This is a genomic window from Asticcacaulis solisilvae (genome assembly GCF_017875235.1).
Classification (GTDB): domain Bacteria; phylum Pseudomonadota; class Alphaproteobacteria; order Caulobacterales; family Caulobacteraceae; genus Asticcacaulis; species Asticcacaulis solisilvae_A.
Genome location: NZ_JAGGMI010000018.1, coordinates 52,263 through 72,276, shown reverse-complemented (window position 1 = coordinate 72,276; position 20,014 = coordinate 52,263). Strand labels below are relative to the sequence as shown.

Sequence of the window (20,014 nt, the reverse complement as noted above, 5' to 3'; positions counted from 1 at the left end):
TCAGCGCCAGGTCCCTGCTTTCAAAATTGAAGAAGCTCGCCTTCATCGGCTCGCGATTGACCGAAACAACATCAGCCTGCTCCCATTCCGCAGGGACAGAAGACTGCGCATGCGCGGCCATGGAGCCAAGGTGAAGCACGAGTGCGGCGGCGAGCGCGGTAGATATCCGCAAGACAGACGAAGGTGACGACATTTCGAGTATCCGTTTATCGGTTATTGTACGGGATTGGCTTTCAGGGCTTCGCGCGCGCAGGCGTCGGCGGTGGCGTGATCAATGTCGGCGACCGCCAGACCACCGATCAGCTTGCCGGCCTTGAAGATCGGCAGTGATCCGCCGTGCGCGTTCAGCTCAGGATTGGCCTTGATGAGGGCGGCGAATTCCGGATCGGATGCCTCGCGCGGTTCCATTTCCGAGCCCGGCGCCTGGAACCTGACGGCCGTGGCGGCCTTGCGGGGTGCGGCGACCGGTGGCTTTTTCGATCCATCGCCGCGCAGGATCACTATGGCGATACCGTCAGCGTCAACCACGGCGGCGCTGACCGGCGCGCCCTTTGCCGCGCAGACGGAGATGGCGGACCGGGCCAGGGCCAGGGACTGATCCAGCGGCAGATCACCGGCTGTTGCCGCCATCATAAACAGGGACAGAACCATAAGATTTCTCGGCAAAAAGACCGGTGACGAAAACCGCCACCGGTGGGGAGTTGCGTGTCTGAAACGGGGAGTAACAAACACCTAGGATTGCCCGGAGGGCGGCAGGTGCCTTCCGGGCAATAGCTTAGAACTTGCCGCGGACGCCGAACTTGATGGTACGGCCGTCATACTTGGCGTAGTCGAGGCGGGTGTCCTTGCCATCGCCATAACGGCCCGCGACGTCTTCGTAATACTGGAAGCCCAGAGTGTCGGCGAGGTTCAGGACATCGAGACGGAGCTCGAAGTTGTCGTTGAGCTTGTAGCTGACGTTCCCGTCGAGATAGCCCACGCCCGCATTCCAGCGCTGCAGGTCGGAGCCGTCCGGATTCGGATCGACAATGCTGCGATCCTTGTAGTTATAGGTCAGACGCGCGCCGAACCGTCCCTTTTCGTAGTAACCGGTCAGGCTGTACGAATATTTGGGAATGCGATTGACGACGACATATTGACCGTCCTGCTTCAGGTAGTTGAGATCTTCGCTTGAGGAGTTAACCTGGGTATAGCTGGCCAGCGCTCCCAGGCCATCCCACGGCGCCGGCAGGAAGTTGAAGCTCTGCTGATACGCCAGTTCGAGACCATCCAGGTCGACAGTGCCACCGTTGACGAAGGTATCGACGTCGATGTTGAGGTTCGGGTCGACACGGCCGTTCTGCGTATGCCAGATGATGGCAAGCGACTCATCCGGCAGGCCGAGGCTGGAGAACGGCACGACCGAGCGCTGGGCAATCGTCGTATCGACCAGCTTCTTTTTGAAGTAGCCCGCGCTTACGATGCCGCCACGGCCGAAATACCATTCCAGGCCGGTATCCCAGTTGGTCGAGATTTCCGGCTTGAGGTCCGGATTACCCGAGGTCGCATAGGCGTTGTAGATATTGGGGATAACGGTCTGCGCCGCGATACGTGACAGCGACGCGCGGGTGATCGTCTTGCCCCAGGAGCCGCGCCAGATCAGATCTTCACGCAGGTCATAAGCAAAGCTGACCGACGGCAAGGTATTCTGGTAGCTGGTCTTTTCGACATTTGGCTCGTAGGTGCCGCCCGCTCCGGTCTTCTTGTAGTTATCGATCGTCATGTCCGTCAGCGAGTAACGCACGCCGGCATTGACGCGCAGCTCACGATCGAAGACCTGGCCGGTGAAGTCGGACTGAATGAAGAAGGTGCTGATCGCTTCCTGCGCCGTAAAGCTGGTCGAGAGGTCCACTGGCGAGGCCATGGCCGACCCGACCGGATCAAGCGTGTCGATCACGTAATCGCGCGAGAACGTGGCCCAGGCGTTCGGATAATTGTCGCCTATGACCAGATTATCGAGCGGCACCGAATGCAACATGGCGGCCCGGAGGTTGGCGGCGCCGACAGCCGCCAACTTCGCCTGGACCTTCGCCGTTCCGTTGCGCTTGGTCTTCTGCTTGGTCGTATCGACATACGACAGACCGGACTTCAGGTGGCCCGTCCAGCTGCCGAGAGAATAGTCCCAATCGGCGACCAGCTTGGCCGTACGCTCGCGGTCGACTTCGCGGTTCCAGTCCACGGCGGTGCTGAAATCCTCATAATTGGCCGGATTGGTAAAGTCGACGCCCGGCGCCGACAGGCCCGGATAGACCCGATCGTCACCCCACTCGATGACCGATGTAACGCCATAGATATTCGAGACGATACGCTTGTGGTCGTAGAAGGCGACGCTTTCCGACGCAGAGAGCTGGCCGGTCAGCCTGAGGGTGTCGCTGAGCTGGTAGGTCCCGTTAAGCGCACCATAACCGAAGTTGGTCTTGCCGTTATAATAGTAGCTTTCGCCCAGGTAGGACGTATTGCCGAACGTACCCTGAAGCAGATTGCCATCGACGATCGAAACATTGATCGGTACTAAACCGTTGTGTCCAGCGGTACCCGGACGGTTCGCCATGTTGGTCGTGGCCGAGTTACGAATGGGCAGGCCGAAGGTGAATTCGTCGCGCGAATCCTCAAGTTTCGAGAACAGGGTATCGAAGCTGACATTCAGCTTGTCGTTCTTGAATTGAACCGACGACACCAGACCGTCGCGCGTGCGGGTATTTTCGGCGCCGTAATAGCGGTAGAAGCGGGAAAGAAAGGCATTGTCGATGGCGGTGCGGTTACCCTGCATGCCGGCCGCGCGCGGATCATTCCAGTCCAGCGCGAAGGTGAAGGGACCATTCCGGCGGGTTGGTGGCGTCTTGGTATCGACGGGCACCGGGTTCGCGGACCGGAAGTTGCTGTTATAGCCGCCGGTCGCTTCGAAGCCCGACTTCATGTTGACGCTGGTCGAATGCGCGGCGCCGATCAGGAAGCCCCAATTGCCCCAGGTCTTCGAAAACAATCCGAAGATATTGGGGTCCATATGCTTCGAAGCGGTATTGTACGACGCAACCGCATTGAACCGGAGAACCTGGCCGCCCCGCCCGTCGAACGGACGCGGCGTTTGCAGGTCGACGACACCGCCCACGCCCCCCTCTTCCAGTTCAGCGAGCGGCGTCTTGTAAAAGTCAACGCGGCCAAAAAGTTCTGATGCAAAGACGTCGTAATTGAAGTCACGCGACGAACCACCGACGTTAGACGACGATGTCGTACGCACCGGCGCGCCATTGAGCGTCGTGACCGTATATTCCGGCCCGAGCCCGCGAATCGCGATGCGCTGGCCTTCGTTCGACGCACCGTCACGGGACATGTAAATACCCGGAATGCGCTGCAGCGCTTCAGCGACGTTCGCCTCCGGGAATTTGCCGATGTCTTCCGCGACGATCGAGTCACGGACGGCAATGGCGTCCTTCTTGAGATTCAACGAGCGTTGCAGTGACCCGCGAAAGCCCGTGACGACAACGACATCCGTATCCTGGCCAGCGGCCGGCGTTTCCGGCGCCGGATCCTGGGCCCAGGCGGACGTTCCGCCACCGATACCCATGGCGAGCATCGTCGTGAGCAATAATTTTCTTTTCATATTCCCTCCTGTCGCGAGCCGAACCCGCGCGCTTTTTTTCATTTTGCACACGGCCCCTTGCCGGCCGCGCGGTTACAGCACGTATGCATTGGCTGACGGCATTACACGGATGGCTTGATCCGGATCTGGTAGCGGAACGCTCAACCCTGTTTTCTTATCAGCTGGCCGATTCATAGCGCATAACGATATTCGAGTACATATATCGGAACGGTTATTGTATGACTTTATGAACTGCAATCGCAGAAACCGGAACGATGTTACATAATCGCAACATATGATACTCCGTATCGATTATGTGTACAGACTCATGCGGATGGGCATCTTACTCCATCGTCACACCAGCCGTCCGCATCGCAAGCAAATTCGAATATTTTTTAATATAATAAGTAAGTTATGTGAATGACAACCCCTCTAAGGACGAAACGACTGCGATCATGACGCGCCGGCCGCATCCATCTCAGAATGGCTCCGCATATACACCTAATATGATCTTCTTTTTCGTCAAGGGCAAAGGGACCCCATCCCCGCCATAGCTTCCGCTATCGATAGCCGCGGACTTTAAATCGCATTTATCACAAGATACGCCCTGGAGCAGCCCTACGCTGAGGTGTGCGCCGGAAGACCGGCGCACACAGGCTTCACCATCACCTAGTAATCGACGGCGTAGTCCTTCGGGAAGGCAGCGTTGGCGAACGCCTTTTTCTGCGTCCAGTCCTGCGCCGGCGCCGTCCAGAACGAGTCGGTTTCCGGCAGGCCCAGCGCCAGGAAGCCTTCGGACGTGATGTACATGCTGCCGTTGTTGGAATACCAGTCGCCCAAAGCCGGCTGATGACCGGCAAAGCCGATGGTCAAGTAGCCATCCTTCGTAAAGTTGCTGGGATCGCTGAAGACCGCGCGATGAACGGCGGTCAGGGCCGCGCGAACCTGGCCTTCCGGAAGCTTTTGCGGCAGGGCCTTGCGCCACGCCGCCAGCCCCAGGGGCTGGAACACCGCCGTACGGTAGGTCAGCGACCGCCCGATCGGCGGATAGGTGCCGGTCGGCGAGACAAAGCGTTCGAGATGCTCGCAATAGCGCTGCATCCGCTTCATCCACATCGGCAGTTGCTCGGCCGGCTTCAGATTGTTGAACTTGGCGTCATACTCGACCAGGACCTCGAGGATCTCAATCAGCATCGGATAGATGACGTAGGCGTTGTAATAGTCGAAATGGAACTTGGCGCCATCCGCCACCCAGCCATCGCCGACATACCATTCTTCCATCTTCTTGATGGCCAGGTCGACGCGCATCGGGTCCCAATCCTCACCGACCATCAGCAGGAAGGCTTCGTTCATGGCGGCGAACAAAAGCCAGTTGGTATATGGCGGCGAGACACGGCGCAGGCTCTTCACCTCCTTGACGATGCGCGCCTTCGTCGTGGTGTCGAGCGGCTCCCACATCTGCTTCGGCGCGCGGATAAGCGCGTTGGTAAAGTAGGCCGAGTCGACCAGGGCCTGGCCGTGACCGCCCCACAAAAGATAGTCGGGACTCTTGGGGTCGACCGAATGGACATAGCTCTGCACCGCGGCCTCGGTCAGCTTTTGCCGGACCTGACCTTCCGCCGTATCGGTGGCGGGCAGGCTGAGCCACGGCGCCAGTCCCGAAATCAGGCGGCCGAAACACTCCATATAGGTTACGTTCTTGTCGCGGCCGTCCCAGATCGGGCTGACCTCAACCGGAAAGGTCGCCTTGAGCTGGCCCTTGGCCATGTTCGTCAGGACGGGCTCGGACATCTTTTGCAGCAGGCCGGCCATATAGGCACGGTCGTTTTCGGGCTTTGCCGGCTTGGCGGGTTTCGCGGCCGAAGCCGAAGCCGCCCCTAGGGCAGCAGCCCCGCCGACGGCCGACAGGATAAAGTCGCGTCTTTGCATGTTCGCCTCCTTACTTGCCAGGCTTCAGGTTCAGGTCGGCCACCGCCGTCGCCGCCAGCAGGAAGGCGCCGACGCCGTAGAACTGCGTGTCTTCGAAGCTGACGCTTTCGGGGCGGTCCGACACCGGCTGCACCCAGCCGAACTTGCCGTTCGGGTGGACCGAGCGCACCAGCGCCGTCCAGCCCTTGCGCACGGTCGGCTCATATTCCTTCGCATCCAGCAGCCCCGCCTTGATGCCCCAGGCAAACCCATAGGTGAAGAACCCGGTGCCGCTCGACTCGGGCAGAGACTTCGCCGGATCCGACAGCAGCGACGGCGACCAATAGCCGTCCGCCTTCTGGATCGTTTTCAGCTTCGCGGCCATCTCCTTGAAGACGGTTTCCATGCGGGCGCGGGCGGGATCGCCTTCCGGCAGCAGCGGGATCATCCGGGCCAGGCCGGCGAAGACCCAGCCGTCGCCGCGGCTCCAGAACACCTTTTCACCGTCCGGTCCGCGACGGTCAAAGAAACGCGAATCGCGGAAATAGAGGTGTTCCTGCGGGTCGTAGAGGTAGTCAGTCGTCGCGATGAATTCCTTCTTGGCGTAGTCGGCGTACTTGGGCTCGCCTGTGACCTTCGACAGTTCGAGCCACGCCGCCGGCGCCATGAACAGCGCGTCGGACCAGCACCAGCGCTCGTCGCAGTCGACGCCGCGCGGATCGGTATATTCACGGTGTTTGAGATCGACCTCGGGCGGGAAGGCCAGGATGGTGTCGAAGCGCTCCTTCAGCGGCCCGATCGCCTCAGGGCCCGCGCCATTTCGCGATGCCCACAGATAGGACTGGCCGATGACGTGGTCGTCGGCGTGGTAGGTCGTCGGCCCCAGTTGCCACTTGTTGGCCTCGCCGCGCGCCAGAATGGTCTGCTTGTAGATCGGGTTTTTCGAGTGCTCGGCCATCTCGATCAGGCCGACGAACAGGGCGCCCTGCACCCAGCCCGTCTTGTTGGGCGTATCCGGTGAGGCCTTGTTCGGGATGACGCCACCGGCCATGCTGGCCAACTGGTATTGTGCGACGCGTTCGGCAAGGGCCAGGACCTCGTCGCTCTTGTACGGAATGGCCTGAACAGCGTCAGTCGTCGACTTTGTCGCGGCGAAAGCTGTGGGCGCCGCGCACAGCAGCACGGCAACGGCGGCGGACGCCAGAATTCGCATTTTCAGCATGTTGATTGTCCCTCACTGATTATCATTTTTCACCGGACGTCGGGTGTCCGGGTACGCAACCTAACTCAACTGGCAGATATCGAGCGCATCCATGTCGTTATAGTCAAGGTTTTCGCCGCCCATCGCCCAGATGAAGGCATAGGGCTCGGTGCCGCAACCGGCATGGATCGACCAGGGCGGACAGATTACCCCCTGTTCATTGCCCGCCACCAGATGCCGCATCTCGGCGGGCTTGCCCATAAAGTGAAAGACGCGCGCGGTCTCCGGCAGGTCGAAATAGAAATAAACCTCAGAGCGCCGGTCGTGCAGATGCGGGGGCATGGTGTTCCAGACGCTGCCGGGCTCGAGGATCGTCAGCCCGACCAGCAATTGCGCCGACCGGCAGACCCCCGGCACGACCAGTTGATGGATGGTGCGGCTGTTGGCGGTCTCCAGGCTGCCGCGCTTGAGCGGATTGCCCGACTTGATTGGAATGAGTTTGGTGTCGAACGACTGATGCGCCGGCGTCGACGCCAGATAATAGCGCACAGGCGCGTTCGCCTCGACCGCGCGGAACGAAACCCTGCCCACCCCGCGTGAGATGTAGAGCGCATCCTTGCTGTCCAGACGGTAGTGAACGCCGTCGACCTCGACCAGGCCGGCATTGGCACCGACATTGACGACGGCCATTTCGCGGTTGGCCAGGAAGGATTGGCCGGCCAGCGAGTCCGGCGCGTCGTGGGGTGGCAGTTCGACCGGCGCGAGGCCGGCCAGGACACCACCGATAACCAGACGTTCCTGATGAACGTAGTTGAGCGAGACATGGCCGTCGCGAAACAGATCCGTTATCAGATAGCGGTCGCGAAGATTGTTCTGGGACGCGTTCATCACCTCGTCGGGATGGGTTGCGTAAAAGACCCGATCGTACATTGCGCGGCTTGGCCCCAGGGCGTAATAAGTATGATATAACTTGATGTATCAGTTATAGACGCATAGGTCCACATATAGAAACGAAAACTTTCTACCTGATTTTTCCTGGCAAGCCAGTCAAATTGCCAGCTTTTTCAAAAAAAAGGGGCCGCTAGCTCAGCGGCCCCAACCGTCGTGAGAGTGATCCAGGGAGAACAACACTCATTTGAAGCTCGCTCGGACGCTGGCTTCAGACGAAAAGTAGGAACGGGCGTACCAAGCGGAAGGGCAAACCCGGCCTCTTTTGTCTCACATAGCTCTCGTCATGTCCATATATCGACGCTTCAATTGTATGATATTTTTTGAGCACACGCCCAATCAACACTATTAAGTGTGAATTAAGCGAGCGCCAACACCCCTATAAGGAATGTCATCGCGACGAGGCGTCGCGCTCCCTTGCCAGTTGGGCATTGAATTCCTGCTCGCTTTGCGCGTTGAATTCCTGAAGCGCCGCAGGATCCACAAATGCACCGGCATCACCGGCGAGCTGCCTGGCGCGCTTATCCGCAAGATCGAAAAAATTGGCATGGTTCGCGAGAAAGATATCGGCATCGACCTTGCGCATATAGGCGAAGGTGGCGCGATAGTCCGCGATCATGCCGGGATAGGATTCCGGCACAAGTGTCTGCCCGCCCGTCGTGGTGCTGCAATGGAAAAAGGCATGGTGAAGCGCGCCGTCGTCGCCGCGGACATCGACGCTCCAACTGGTGCAACCCGGGGTATGGCCCGGCGTGAGGTGCGCTATCAGGCTTACACTACCAAGGCTTAGCCTGTCGCCATCGCGAACAATGCGACCGACGCGTACCGGCGGCACGGAAATGTCCGAGGTGGGCCCATAGCCGACACGGCCCGTTTCGAGCACGCCACGATCCGCCGCGCTTGCGGCCAGGGTCGCGCCTGTTGCCTTTTGAAGTGCGGCAAGGCCGCCGGCGTGATCGAAATGGGCGTGACTGTTGAGAAGATATTTGACGTCACGAATATCAAAACCAAGCGTCTGGATATTGGCGATGATTTGTGGCGGCGTTTGCGGAAGCCCGCCGTCCAGGAGAAAATGCCCTCGCGGCGTGGTAATCAGCCATGAGCTTACGCCGGTTGTCCCGACATAGTAGATGTTTCCAATCACCTTGAATGGAGGAAACGGATCATTCCAGTGCGCTTCCGCCGCCATGTCGGCAAGCGGCGCCGCCTCGGCCTCCGCGACCTGACCGTCACTCGCCAAAGGCAAAGGGCTACCAGGCTGATGCGCCGCGCACCCGGACAGAAAAACAGCGGCACACAAGAAAAGCAATCTAGCCATCGAAACGGAAACCTCGTCGACGAGCACAGCCTTAATTTATATGGCGACCCCTGAGGGACTCGAACCCCCGACCTCTGCTTTAGGAAAGCCTTGCTCTATCCGGCTGAGCTAAGGGGCCACGCACACCTTCTTTAGCGTGCCCCGCCGTTCGCAATCAAGCCGGAAAGGAATCTGTTCACATCCATCCCGAATCTCGCCAATATGGTTAACACTAAATTCAGCTACCACATGTAGTATAGAACAGATTGGCAATAGTGATTCGTCACTGATTCGGACACGTTTCGTTTCCGTCTCGTTCGGCCTGTGCGAAACAGACCGTTTACGATTGCGTTATACCGCACGGCCCCTGTCCACAAATGCCTTTCCAAAGCTGTGCCGGACACGTATTTAGTGCGGGCGATGTCGACACCCGTTTATGCCCGCCCCACGCCCGAACCGTCCAAGCTCATGGCGGTCCTGGGCCCCACCAATACCGGCAAGACCCACTATGCGCTGGAGCGCATGACCGCCCATGCCACCGGCATGATCGGCCTTCCCCTGCGTCTGCTGGCCCGGGAAATCTATGAGCGTGTCGTCGCCATGAAGGGGGTCAACGCCGTCGCGCTGATCACTGGCGAGGAAAAGATCATCCCGCGCCTGCCCTCCTATTTCGTCTGCACCGTCGAAGCCATGCCGCTGGAGCGCCAGGTCGACTTCCTGGCCGTCGACGAGATCCAATTGTGCGGCGACGCCGAGCGCGGCCACGTTTTCACCGACCGGCTGCTGCACGCGCGCGGCCGGCATGAGACGCTCTTCCTCGGCGCCAAGACCTTCGCGCCCTTGTTCCGCCGCCTTTTCCCCGAGGCCGAGGTGATGATGCGCGAGCGTCTGTCCGAACTGAGCTATTCCGGCCCCAAGAAGCTGACCCGCCTGCCCAAGCGTTCGGCCATCGTGGCCTTTTCGACCGAAAAGGTGTACGCTATCGCCGAACTGATCCGGCGCCAGAGGGGCGGCGCGGCGGTCGTCATGGGCAGCCTGTCGCCCAAGACGCGCAACGCCCAAGTGTCGCTGTTCCAGAACGGCGAAGTCGAGTTCCTGGTCGCCACCGACGCCATCGGCATGGGGCTGAACATGGACATCGCCCACGTCGCCTTTTCCGGCTTGTCCAAGTTCGACGGCAAGTCGACCCGCCACCTTACGGCCCAGGAAATCGGCCAGATCGCCGGCCGCGCCGGCCGCTTTACCCAGTCCGGCACCTTTGGTGTCACAGGAGAATGCCACGATATGGACGAAGACCTGGTTCACGCGGTCGAGCAACACCAGTTCCTGCCGATCGAAGCGGCGGAATGGCGCAATTCTGTGCTCGACTTCACTTCGCTCGACGCGCTGCTGAAGAGCCTCACCCTGCCCTCGCCGCAGCCCGGCCTTGTCCTGGCCAAGGAAGCACTCGATGAAAAGGCACTCCGCTACCTCTCTCAGGATGAGGACATCGCCGCCAAGGTCAAGAACCCGGTCTCCTTGCGCATCCTGTGGGAAGCCTGCCAGCTTCCGGATTTCCGGAAAGTCGGAACCGAGGAATATTTCAAGCTGGTCAATCACTTGTTCTGGTCGCGCATCGGGCCTGAAGGCGCTGTACCCGAAGACTGGATCGAAGCTGAGATCCGTGACCTCGACAAGATGGAAGGCGATATCGACACCCTGTCCTCGCGCCTGGCCGGCGTGCGCACGCTGAGCTACATCGCCAACCGCGGCGGCTGGCTGAAGCGCACCGAGCACTGGCGCGAAGTGACGCGCGACCTGGAAGAACGCCTGTCGGACCGGCTGCACGAAGCGCTGATGCAGCGCTTCATCGACACGCGCACCAGCGCGCTCTTGAAGGCGCTCAATGCCGATGAGGAACTGCGCCCCGAGGTCACCCCCGAAGGCAAGGTCATTATCGAAGGCCACGAGGTCGGCGAACTGAAGGGGCTGTCGTTCAGCCTGTCGTCGACCCAGAGCGTCATCGAGGACAAGACCCTGCGGCAGGCAGCGTTCCGTGCCGTCAATCCGCTGCTGCTTGACCGGCTGCGCGACCTCGGCAATACGGCGTCGAAGGCGCTGCGTATCCAGGACGGGCGCATCCTGTGGAACAAGGAGCCGGTGGCGAAGATCGAACCGTCCGATCCGTTCGCGCCGCGCATCAAGCTGATGGACAGCGCCGATCATCCGGCGCTTCGGGCGCGCGCCGAAAAGCGCGTCACCGACTTTGTCCGCCAGACCAGCCTGCATACGCTGAAATCCCTGGCCAAGGTCAAGGCCGCATCGGAAAACGAGGCCACGGCCGCCCAGGTCCGCGCCATCGCCTTCCAGCTCTATGAGAACGGCGGCGTCACCCGCCGCGATGAGACCGTCAAGATCAATCCCGAGGACCGCGCGGCGCTGAAGGCCCTGGGCGTCGCCGGCCACCGCTATCTTTGGTTCCTGCCCGACCTGCAAAGCGGCGGGGCGCGCCACTACCTGCGTAGCTTCGGCAAGGGCGAAGGCCAGCGCGCCTTGAGCCTGCAGGGCCAGGTGGCGATCGGCGACCATCCGCCCGTCAGTATCAAGACGCTGTCGCAGCTTGACAAGATCATGGGCAACGGCCTGTTCCACCGGGGCGCGCTCTATATCCGGCCGGACGATTTCGCTGCATTGGGCATGGACGAAAAGGCGCGCGACCAGCTGCTCCAGGCGCTTGGTTATGTGAAGGTCCAGTCGCAGAGCTTCCCCGTCGTGGTGAAGCCGGCCAAGGTCGAAGCGCCGGCAGCGGAGGCGGAGGCTGAGCCGGTCGCCGAAGGGGCGAAAGATATTCCGGCGGATGCCGGTATGGAAACCGCAGAACCGGTCATCGATACCACCGAAGCTGTTGAAGCGGAGGCCCCCGCAAAGGTGGTCGCAGTTGAAGCACCGGTTGAGACTGTCGAGCCTCCGGTCCAGGCTGATGAAGAGGCTCTCCCGGTCGAGACCACGATTGAACAGCCCACCGAGACTGTGGAAGCTGCCGAACCGGTCATGGAAGAGCGTCTGGGCTGGCGGCAGAAGTCGCTGGAGTCGCGCGCGCCGCGTCCCAAGCGTGGCAAGCCCCAGCACAAGGGCAAGCCGCGTGAGGAGGCTGTGGCCGAGGACGGCAAGCCTGCCCGCTCTGGCAAGCCGCGTCATGGCAAGGGCGACCGCAAGCCCGGTGGCAAAGACCGTCAGGAGCGCAATAAGGACGGCGCGCCGCGTGGCCCGCGCCCCGAAAACAAGCCGCGCGAACCCTACGTCAACCCCTACTCGCCGTTCGCCATCCTGCGCGAAAAACTCGGCCAAGGCTAAGCACGGCGCACAGTCCGAGCGTCAGCCAGGCGAACAGATCGCCGATCCGACTATAGAGGGTCGCGCCTGGCCCCAGGGGCAGGTCGCCGACCAGCTTGCGCGGTCCATCGGCCGAGGGCTGATCGGCGATTATGCGGCCCTTTGCGTCGCTTAATGTCATCAGGCCTTCGGACGCCGAGCGCGCCAGGGCGAATCCGTTCTCCACGCCGCGCACCACTGCCATGCGGCCATGCAGCCGGGCGTCACCGCGGAAGTCCCAGGCTGGCGCCAGCAGCAGCTTCGCGCCGCCATAGCCCCGGATCATCGGTGCGAAGTCCATATCCTTGCAGATGGCGATGCCGGTGTCTCCCACGATCAGCGGCCCCGGGCCGGGAGAAAATTCGCGTTCCAGACCGGGCACCATGCGGCGCTTGAGATAAGTCTTGACCGGCTTTCCCGGCGCATAGAGACGCGCACTGTTGACCTGGCGGCCATCGATGAATTCGTCATAGCCGACCACGACGGCGATGCCGGTTTCATCGGCCACGGCCTGGAACATCGGCGCCACCGATGCCGCGCCCTTCCCCTCGACGAATATCTTTTCCGGTAGGACGGCGTAAGCAGGGCGGTCAGGCGAGAGCGCACGGATTTCATCGGCATACTGGCGGGCGATGGCGGGCGCTTCCACCGATTTGAACCGCCAGCCAGCGTGATGATCGTTACTCAACAGCGCGATGCGGACGTTCTGACCCTGCGGTTGAGCCAGGGCGACGACGCCATACACCAGCGCCGCGACCGTCGGCGTTCCCCAGGCCAGCCAGCCCCCGATTTGCTTCGGATACAGGATGACCACCGCCAGGCCTGCCGGGATAACGGCGGCGATGGAACTTAAGCCCGGGACGCCGCCGACCGACGCCACCTGCAACAGCGGCAGGACATCGACCAGCGCATAGCCGAGGGCGCCGAAACTGCCATTGGGCGAGACCAGCGAAACCAGATATTCGCTGCCGGCCGTCATCGAGGCGTAGCCAAGGACGAACTGCCACGATGTCGCGCGAAGCCAGCGCGCGAAGAGCACGGTCGCAGCAAACAAAAGGGCCTGAAACGCGGCAATGGCGTAGATCAGCGGCAGGACCTTGCCGTAGAACAGCATGGGGCCAGCCTCCCCCATCAGCCCGGCGACGAAGGCCAGGCCGAACAGGCTCAAACCGTGCCGCGTCGTCAGCGTGTGCAGCAGCAGCGGCACCGGCGCCACCAGGACCAGCGCGCCCCAATGGCCGGTGTCGCGCGATACCGCCAACAGGCCGCCCGAAATCAGCGCCGCCAGGACGCCCCAACGTCGTTCACCTAGCCTGTCCATCATGTCCCCACTGCATAGACGCGTTCCGCCGACCGCAGGCAGAGCGCCGTGAAATCCTTGCGCGCCATGTTGAAGCGGCCCGAGCGGTGCAACTGGATCAGCCCCTGCAACACGCCCCACACAGCCATGGCCGTTTCAAGCGGATCGCCCGCCCGCACCAGCCCCTCCGCCTGGCCGCGCGTCAACTGCGCGACCATAAGGCTGACCGCCGGCGATTTGCCGGCGCGGAAATCCTCCGGGTAGATTCGCTCGACCTCCGTCCTGAGCACGAAAGCGGCATCGAACAGCGCCGGGTCGTCCATGGCGAAATCGATAAAGGCGCGCGCGGCGCCTTCAAGCCACAGGCGGACATCCGTCCCGGGAATGGCCTCGACTTGACCCCGCCACACAGCGAAAGCGTGCTCTCCCAACGCGCGCAGCAGGTCGGCCTTGTCGGCGTAATGGCGATAGACCGCCATCGGCGTGATGCCGGCCTTTGTGCCGACGCTGCGCAGGCTCAAGCCATCCAGCCCGCGCTCGGCGAGTTCTTCCAGGGCACAATGCAGAATGCGTTCGGCGGTCGTCATGTATACAGTGTATACTAGACGGCGCGCATTTGCGCAAGCCGGCAGTGATTACCGCGGCTCAGTGGTCGTTGGCCGACCTGCGGGAAGTGCCGTGCAGGACGGTTTTCAGCTGCTCTGACAACAGGCGCGCCGCCTTATGCGGCTCGTGATACATATCGACGGCGCAGATCCATCCGCTTTCGTCGCGCAAGCCCACCGTGGTCGATTCCATGCCTTCACCGTCGGACAGGATGACGCTCGATACGATATATTCGCGCTTTGGCCCGGGGCGGCGATAGGCGACCGCCTCGGTGCGGTAAAGCCGGTTAAGCGCGTCCAGCACCCGGGCGATATTGTCCCTGCCCTTGATGATTTCATCGAGCAGGTTCGTTTTCAGGACCGCATCATCCATCATTTCGGGGACAAGGGTCCTGCCGTTCTTCGCTGAAACAGGCATGTCGCGCTCCGTGCTTTCGCCCTGAGGTAGAGTACAACCCAGACGAAATCAGGATTCGATATGTTTTACCGTAACGTGGTTCCGCTTACAGGCCGAGAAAGGCCAGCATCAGGAAGGCGCAGAACAGCACAAAATGCGTCGTGCCTTCGATGGCGTTGGTCTGGCCGTCATTGAGGTTGATCGCGGCGACCAGCAGTGTCAGGGCGGTCATGATGCTCTGGGCCGGCGTCATGGCCATGACGATCGGCTGGCCCCGCATCAGCGCCAGAAACTCGATTACCGGTACCGTCAGCACCACGGTCGATAGCGAGGCGCCGAGCGCGATATTGATGACCGGCTGCATGCGATTGGCCAGGGCAGCACGCAGGGCCGTCAGGATTTCCGGGCTGGCCGAGATGGTCGCCACCACCAGCGCCGAAAAGATCGGCGGTATGCCCGTGCCTTCAAGGCCGACATCCAGTGTCTTCGACATGGCTTCGGCCAGGATGCCGATCAGGACGATGCCGACGAGCAGGGTGACGACCGAATGCCAGGCGCGGCCCACGGGTTCGGCGCCGTGCGCATCGTGGTGGTCCTCGCCTTTGGACTCGTATTTATAACTGAAGAAATAGCTGTGCCGCGTCGTCTGAAGCCTGAGGAACATGCCGTAGAGGAAGATCATGATGACGATGGAGAAGACCGAATAGGCCTGCCAGCTGGCCATCGGCACGAATTCGGGCACCAGCATGGATACGCCCATGCCCGTCATGATCATGACGATATAGGTCCGGCCGGACGCATTGTTATAAGGCTGTTCGCCGTGCTTCAGCCCGCCCAGGATGGCGGCGACGCCGATAATGCCGTTGATGTCGAGCATCACCGCCGAATAGATGGTGTCGCGGGCCAGGGTAGGCGATTCGTTGCTGCCCAGCATGATGGCGAGGATCACCACTTCGACCAGCACGGCCGACAGGGTCAGGATCATGGTGCCGTACGGCTCACCGACCTTTTCGGCCAGGATTTCAGCGTGATGCGCCACCCGTAGCGACGCCAGGATGATAACCCCGATCAACGCGATGGCGGCGATCAGCGACGGCCCCTGCCCCGCATGGGTGATGGCGTGCTCCATCGGCAGCGCCACCGCGGCAACGACGGCGGCGATGATCAGGAACAGTTCTTTTCGGGCAAGGGCAAGCATAAAGGACTCCCGGACAGCACATCTGGGAGTCCTTCATTTACGCGCAAAAAAGCAATGACTTATTGCTTGTGAGCCGCGGCCAGGACCAGGAACATATAGTTGGTCTCGCCGCCGCCCATGACGTACTCGCCCTGCTGCCAGAAATAGGGCCAGACCTTGAGTTCGGGCAGGTCGGGCCGGATCAAGGCCGTGCCCGAGATCACACCGCCCGGGATATAGCTCCAGTCGGCGCGGTTAGTGCCGTAGGCGGTCGTGGCCGAGTTGGCGCCGACGCCCGACGCGAACGACCAAGTATTGCTGCCCGGGTGGACGCCCAGCACGAAGTTCAGCGCCTCATGCTGCAACGTGACCGGAGTGGCTTCGGGCCACGCCTTGCGGAAGAAGTACTGATCGACGCCGAATTCCTGGATCTGCCAGCCGGCGCCCCAGATATTGGGCTTGTACGGCACACCGTAAGGCGTCTCCAAAGCCTCCTTCGCCAGCTTGTCCTGATGCGCCTTGACGGCGGCGGCGACATCGCGGCGGAAGGCCTTGTCCTTGATCAGCGGCATGGCGGAGGCCAGCCCCGGTCCGGTCTTGTCGATATTGGCGACGATATCGGCCTTCATGGCGACCAGCTTCTTGATCAGGCCTGCATCACGCGTCGTCTGGGCCAGTTCCGACAGGGCGAAGACCTTGGCCTTGACGTTCTTGGCGCGGTCAAAGGACTTGGCATACAGGTCTTGGGCGGCTTTCAGGGAGTCGGCCGACAGCTGCGGATTATAGGTCTTCATGACGCGCGACGCGGCCGCCAGCCCGCCGGCGGTATCCAGTTCGCGATCGGGATTGTCCTCGGTGAACACCCAGCGGTCGTCTGTCAGCGACGAATGCGTGCCGGTCTTTTCGCCCGCCTTCAGCGCCGGATCATGGCGCAGATTGTCAGTTTGGACCGTGACGTCGCCGAGAAGGGTATATTGCTCCAAATAGGGCTCGATGATGCCGCGATAAGTGCGGCCCATGGCGTTGTAACCACCGACGACGCTTAACAGGCCGTGTTCGATTTGCTGCAGGGCGTCGTTCTTGCCATCCGGCGTGTGGATCTCGGCGATGCGCTTTTCCTGGTCGATCGTGGTGGCGTCGTAGTCGAGCTTGAACTCCTCGACCATCTTCGACAGCAGCCAGACCGTGCCCATCTGCGATTCGACGCGCAGATCATAGTCGCCGGCGTCGTGCCAGCCGCCGCGGTCCATACCCGGCACGTGGTCGCCTGGTTGGTACTTGGTGAGCGTCGATCCGCCCTGCAGATAGCCGTCGAAGTGGTTGAGATTGACCGGCGCCATGCGCACGTCGTCCAGGTGGTCGATGCCGTGCCAGGTGCGGTATTTCTCTTTCACCACCATGTGACACATCTGCGCCGGCAGGAAATACTCCAGGGTCGGCTGCCAGACGTGGCGGTCGAAGACGTCCTCGCCGATCTTGAAGGCGTGGGTTTCCTGGCCGCGATAGCTGACGACATACATGCCGGGGTCCTTCACGCTGCTCAGGTCGGCACGGAAGTAGTTATAGCGCAGGAAAGCGCCCCAGTGCTTGGTGTCGAAATCGGCGACCTTTTGCTTGCCGGTCTCGGTCAGCTTGTACAGCGTCACCGGAGGCGCGGCATTGTCGCGCGGGTCCTGTTCGATGACGACGATCTTTTCCTGGCCCGGGCGATAGCCGACCTGCGACACCTGGACGACGGGCTTATAGCGCCAGTCGGGATCGGTATGCGGCGTGACGACCCAGGTGATGGCGTCCTTGGTCGCGCCGGGCCTGGTCAGTTCGCGAACGATGAACCAGCCATTGTTGAAATTGCCGCGGCCGTCGAGCAAGCTCAGTTCGCCCGTCTGGCTCTCGAAGCGAATGCGTTGCAGGTCATTGTCAGGCGCGACGATCAGTGTCTTGCCGCGCGCCATGGACGCCGCGACCAACTGGCCGCCGTCCTGTTCCATCGGCCCGTTGGCCTGGCGCGTAAAAATGCCGCCCTGGTTCTGCCCCTTGGCATCGGACATCAGCCACGCCTTGCCGAACAGTTCCCCCGGGAAGAGCTCGAAATTGAAGCCGACCTTACCTTCCCATTCCTTGGGCAGGGGCTTGTCGAGGTCGACACTGACCTGGAAGGCATTGCCCTCCAATGGGGTGACGCGGACCTTGTAGCTGAAATTCAGATCGGGGTACTCAATCGGATTGAAGCCCTTGCGGTTCTTGGACTCGTCGGGATATTTCAGGGTCTGCGAAACGGTGCCCGTGGCGTTGTCGACACTTAATGTGCCTTCGCTGGCCGGCATGGGCGACCACTGGCCGGGCGATGGTTCCAGGCGGATATCGCCGTTGGCGGCGATTCGCGTCCCGTGCTGAATAATAGTCACGCCGGTCTGGTGGCCATCGGGATAGATGTCGGCAAAGACCGTGACGTTCAGGCCCGGCGCTTCGAAATAGCCCTTTTCGTTGAGCTTCAGGTTGGGAGCGGCCAAGGCCGTTCCGGTGCAAAGCGCCATGATGGCGCAGGTGGTCAGCAAGCTTTTGAAAGCTGGTTTCATCGTGTTTCTCCCATGCGGCGGCGTGTGTGGAGCCACTCTTGTAATCGGTTTCAACCGGCGGCGACCATAGCCGCCTGACAGCGCTATCACAACCCTATTTCGCTGCGTGGACACACCCCTCACCCGGTTCGCTATCGCGAACCAACCTCTCCCCTCAAGCGGGGAGAGGTTGGGCGCGGGCGGCGAGCCTGAGGGGTTACGCTACGCACTTTACATTCTTCAGTTCGCGCACAATATCACGGATCATGACTGACAATCCCTCCTCCGTCCGGCTCGATGTCTGGCTGTGGCGCGCCCGTTTCTTCAAGACGCGCGCCCTGTCAGCCAAGATGTGCGAGTCGGGTCATGTCCGGCTGGAACGCTTCGGCGCCGTATCGCGCGTCGAAAAAGCCTCGCAAGCTGTCAAGCCTGGCGACCGGCTGATCTTTGCGCTGGGCGCCCGGCTGATCGACATCACCATCCTGGATGCCGGGGAACGGCGCGGCCCGGCGACCGAGGCACAAACCCTCTATAAAATCAACGAATCCGCGTCCTAAACTGTGGCGTTAGAACAAATGGCGCGTCTGACTCTTGACGTTCGCCCAGCTTTGCCGCATGACGCCAGCGAATTTCCAGAAGGCATGCCCAAAGGCTTGTAAGCGTTATGACCTACATCGTCACCGACCCCTGCGTGAAGTGCAAGTTCATGGACTGCGTGGAAGTGTGTCCGGTCGACTGCTTCTACGAAGGCGAAAACTTCCTGGTCATCAATCCGGACGAATGCATCGACTGCGGCGTCTGCGAGCCGGAATGCCCCGTGGACGCGATCAAGCCGGACACCGAGGACGAAGGCACCAAGTGGCTGGAGATCAACACCAAGTACGCCGCTGTGTGGCCGAACATCTCGGAAAAGGGCACCCCGCCCGCCGACCGCGAAGAATTTGAACGCGAGACCGGCAAATTCGAGAAGTACTTCTCCGAAAAGCCCGGCGACGGCAAGTAATCGCACACCGTGCGTTGAAATGTCGCAGACCCTGTGGGTGATTATCGCCGTCTGGTTTACAGGCGTTAACCTGATGGCGATGATCCTGTGGTCTCACGACAAGAGCCGAGCGGTACGCGGTTCCCGCCGCATTTCTGAGAAAACCTTGCTGTTGTTGGCTATGCTGGGCGCGTGGCCCGCGTCGTTGCTAATGGCGCAATGGGTGCGTCACAAGCGTCGCAAAGACACCTTCATGGCGCGGCTGCACCTGATCGCGGGCCTGCAAAGTCTGGGGATTGTGTTGATTTGGCTCTATGCGGCCACGCATTAACCCTATAATGCGGACCGTGAGCGATCTTTATGAAAAATATTTTAGAGTCGCGCAGATACCAAAGGTATGAAAATACCAATTCGTCAGGCGATGCCTTTGACTTATAAAGTCTTTATACGTGAACGCCCCCTGCCGGGGCGAGACTTTATCTTGTCGCAAATTTGTGATATATCCTAACGTATTGCAAGAGTCGCAGCGGCCTCCCGACGCCTCTGGCCTTCATTCGAAAGCCACCGGCACAGACCATACGCTCCACGCAAAACTTCGTTTGTTTCATGCGTTCAGTTCCGCTTTTCCTGGATCTGATGCGCACCATCGACACAGGTCGGATGAGAATCTTGTC

16 protein-coding genes and 1 tRNA gene are annotated in these 20,014 nt (G+C 61.0%); 4 read left to right on the top strand and 13 right to left on the bottom strand.

Going from position 1 to position 20,014, the window contains the following annotated elements; genetic code table 11:
* The 8 genes from J2X24_RS20780 to J2X24_RS20745 form a co-directional block, all read right to left on the bottom strand.
* The coding region (locus J2X24_RS20780; RefSeq protein WP_209725717.1) for a hypothetical protein at positions 1-193 on the bottom strand (193 nt) is incomplete at its 3' end.
* Positions 194-213: 20 nt separating this feature from the next.
* The gene (locus J2X24_RS20775) at positions 214-651 is read right to left on the bottom strand and encodes a GlcG/HbpS family heme-binding protein (RefSeq protein WP_209725715.1); all 438 of its coding nucleotides are present in this window, start codon (positions 649-651) and stop codon (positions 214-216) included.
* A 124-nt stretch (positions 652-775) separates the two neighbouring features.
* Positions 776-3,640 carry a TonB-dependent receptor gene (locus J2X24_RS20770; protein ID WP_209725713.1) on the bottom strand — a complete coding sequence of 955 codons (2,865 nt, stop codon included), beginning with the start codon at positions 3,638-3,640 and terminating at the stop codon, positions 776-778.
* Between the two features lie 648 nt (positions 3,641-4,288).
* Entirely contained in the window at positions 4,289-5,548 is a 1,260-nt protein-coding gene (locus J2X24_RS20765) for a DUF2264 domain-containing protein (protein ID WP_209725711.1), read from the bottom strand.
* Between the two features lie 10 nt (positions 5,549-5,558).
* Positions 5,559-6,749 (bottom strand): glycoside hydrolase family 88/105 protein, encoded by a 1,191-nt coding sequence (locus tag J2X24_RS20760; RefSeq protein WP_245345000.1) that lies wholly within the window; start codon positions 6,747-6,749, stop codon positions 5,559-5,561.
* A gap of 60 nt (positions 6,750-6,809) precedes the next feature.
* Entirely contained in the window at positions 6,810-7,658 is an 849-nt protein-coding gene (gene kduI / locus J2X24_RS20755; RefSeq protein WP_209725710.1) for a 5-dehydro-4-deoxy-D-glucuronate isomerase, read from the bottom strand.
* Positions 7,659-8,067: 409 nt separating this feature from the next.
* On the bottom strand, positions 8,068-9,021 hold the full coding sequence (gene bla / locus J2X24_RS20750; RefSeq protein ID WP_209725707.1) for a subclass B3 metallo-beta-lactamase: 954 nt from the start codon (positions 9,019-9,021) through the stop codon (positions 8,068-8,070).
* Positions 9,022-9,035: 14 nt separating this feature from the next.
* A tRNA-Arg gene (locus J2X24_RS20745) sits at positions 9,036-9,112 on the bottom strand.
* A 281-nt stretch (positions 9,113-9,393) separates the two neighbouring features.
* Here J2X24_RS20745 and J2X24_RS20740 point away from each other — a divergent pair.
* Entirely contained in the window at positions 9,394-12,306 is a 2,913-nt protein-coding gene (locus J2X24_RS20740) for a helicase-related protein (protein WP_245344999.1), read from the top strand.
* On the opposite strand, the gene J2X24_RS20735 is transcribed toward J2X24_RS20740, so the two are convergent.
* From J2X24_RS20735 to J2X24_RS20715, 5 genes are all read right to left on the bottom strand, one after another.
* The gene (locus J2X24_RS20735; RefSeq protein WP_209725705.1) at positions 12,254-13,648 is read right to left on the bottom strand and encodes a hypothetical protein; all 1,395 of its coding nucleotides are present in this window, start codon (positions 13,646-13,648) and stop codon (positions 12,254-12,256) included. The genes J2X24_RS20740 and J2X24_RS20735 overlap by 53 nt on opposite strands.
* The gene (locus tag J2X24_RS20730) at positions 13,645-14,211 is read right to left on the bottom strand and encodes a TetR/AcrR family transcriptional regulator (RefSeq protein ID WP_209725703.1); all 567 of its coding nucleotides are present in this window, start codon (positions 14,209-14,211) and stop codon (positions 13,645-13,647) included. The genes J2X24_RS20735 and J2X24_RS20730 overlap by 4 nt, the downstream gene beginning before the upstream one ends.
* A 58-nt stretch (positions 14,212-14,269) precedes the next feature.
* Entirely contained in the window at positions 14,270-14,647 is a 378-nt protein-coding gene (locus J2X24_RS20725; RefSeq protein WP_209725701.1) for a hypothetical protein, read from the bottom strand.
* 85 nt (positions 14,648-14,732) lie between these two features.
* Positions 14,733-15,824, bottom strand: a complete 1,092-nt coding sequence (locus J2X24_RS20720; RefSeq protein WP_209725699.1) for a calcium:cation antiporter — start codon at positions 15,822-15,824, stop codon at positions 14,733-14,735.
* Positions 15,825-15,883: 59 nt separating this feature from the next.
* Positions 15,884-18,379 (bottom strand): glycoside hydrolase family 9 protein, encoded by a 2,496-nt coding sequence (locus J2X24_RS20715; protein ID WP_245344998.1) that lies wholly within the window; start codon positions 18,377-18,379, stop codon positions 15,884-15,886.
* 245 nt (positions 18,380-18,624) lie between these two features.
* Between J2X24_RS20715 and J2X24_RS20710 the strand changes: the two genes are divergently transcribed.
* The 3 genes from J2X24_RS20710 to J2X24_RS20700 all read left to right on the top strand — a co-directional run bounded on the left by J2X24_RS20710 (position 18,625) and on the right by J2X24_RS20700 (position 19,671).
* On the top strand, positions 18,625-18,915 hold the full coding sequence (locus J2X24_RS20710) for an RNA-binding S4 domain-containing protein (RefSeq protein ID WP_209725696.1): 291 nt from the start codon (positions 18,625-18,627) through the stop codon (positions 18,913-18,915).
* A 107-nt stretch (positions 18,916-19,022) separates the two neighbouring features.
* On the top strand, positions 19,023-19,361 hold the full coding sequence (gene fdxA / locus J2X24_RS20705) for a ferredoxin FdxA (protein WP_209725694.1): 339 nt from the start codon (positions 19,023-19,025) through the stop codon (positions 19,359-19,361).
* A 19-nt stretch (positions 19,362-19,380) separates the two neighbouring features.
* Positions 19,381-19,671: a DUF1294 domain-containing protein gene (locus tag J2X24_RS20700; protein WP_209725692.1), complete on the top strand. Its 291-nt coding sequence runs from the start codon at positions 19,381-19,383 to the stop codon at positions 19,669-19,671.
* The last annotated feature ends 343 nt before the right edge of the window (positions 19,672-20,014 follow it).

Bases quoted from the DNA above. Each gene is read 5' to 3' on its own strand.
- J2X24_RS20775 (WP_209725715.1), bottom strand. From the start codon at position 651: ATGGTTCTGTCCCTGTTTATGATGGCGGCAACAGCCGGTGATCTGCCG.
- J2X24_RS20710 (WP_209725696.1), top strand. From the start codon at position 18,625: ATGACTGACAATCCCTCCTCCGTCCGGCTCGATGTCTGGCTGTGGCGC.
- J2X24_RS20735 (WP_209725705.1), bottom strand. From the start codon at position 13,648: ATGATGGACAGGCTAGGTGAACGACGTTGGGGCGTCCTGGCGGCGCTG.
- J2X24_RS20770 (WP_209725713.1), bottom strand. From the start codon at position 3,640: ATGAAAAGAAAATTATTGCTCACGACGATGCTCGCCATGGGTATCGGT.
- J2X24_RS20740 (WP_245344999.1), top strand. From the start codon at position 9,394: ATGTCGACACCCGTTTATGCCCGCCCCACGCCCGAACCGTCCAAGCTC.
- J2X24_RS20725 (WP_209725701.1), bottom strand. From the start codon at position 14,647: ATGCCTGTTTCAGCGAAGAACGGCAGGACCCTTGTCCCCGAAATGATG.
- J2X24_RS20700 (WP_209725692.1), top strand. From the start codon at position 19,381: ATGTCGCAGACCCTGTGGGTGATTATCGCCGTCTGGTTTACAGGCGTT.
- fdxA (WP_209725694.1), top strand. From the start codon at position 19,023: ATGACCTACATCGTCACCGACCCCTGCGTGAAGTGCAAGTTCATGGAC.
- J2X24_RS20765 (WP_209725711.1), bottom strand. From the start codon at position 5,548: ATGCAAAGACGCGACTTTATCCTGTCGGCCGTCGGCGGGGCTGCTGCC.
- J2X24_RS20720 (WP_209725699.1), bottom strand. From the start codon at position 15,824: ATGCTTGCCCTTGCCCGAAAAGAACTGTTCCTGATCATCGCCGCCGTC.
- J2X24_RS20760 (WP_245345000.1), bottom strand. From the start codon at position 6,749: ATGCTGAAAATGCGAATTCTGGCGTCCGCCGCCGTTGCCGTGCTGCTG.
- J2X24_RS20730 (WP_209725703.1), bottom strand. From the start codon at position 14,211: ATGACGACCGCCGAACGCATTCTGCATTGTGCCCTGGAAGAACTCGCC.
- J2X24_RS20715 (WP_245344998.1), bottom strand. From the start codon at position 18,379: ATGAAACCAGCTTTCAAAAGCTTGCTGACCACCTGCGCCATCATGGCG.
- kduI (WP_209725710.1), bottom strand. From the start codon at position 7,658: ATGTACGATCGGGTCTTTTACGCAACCCATCCCGACGAGGTGATGAAC.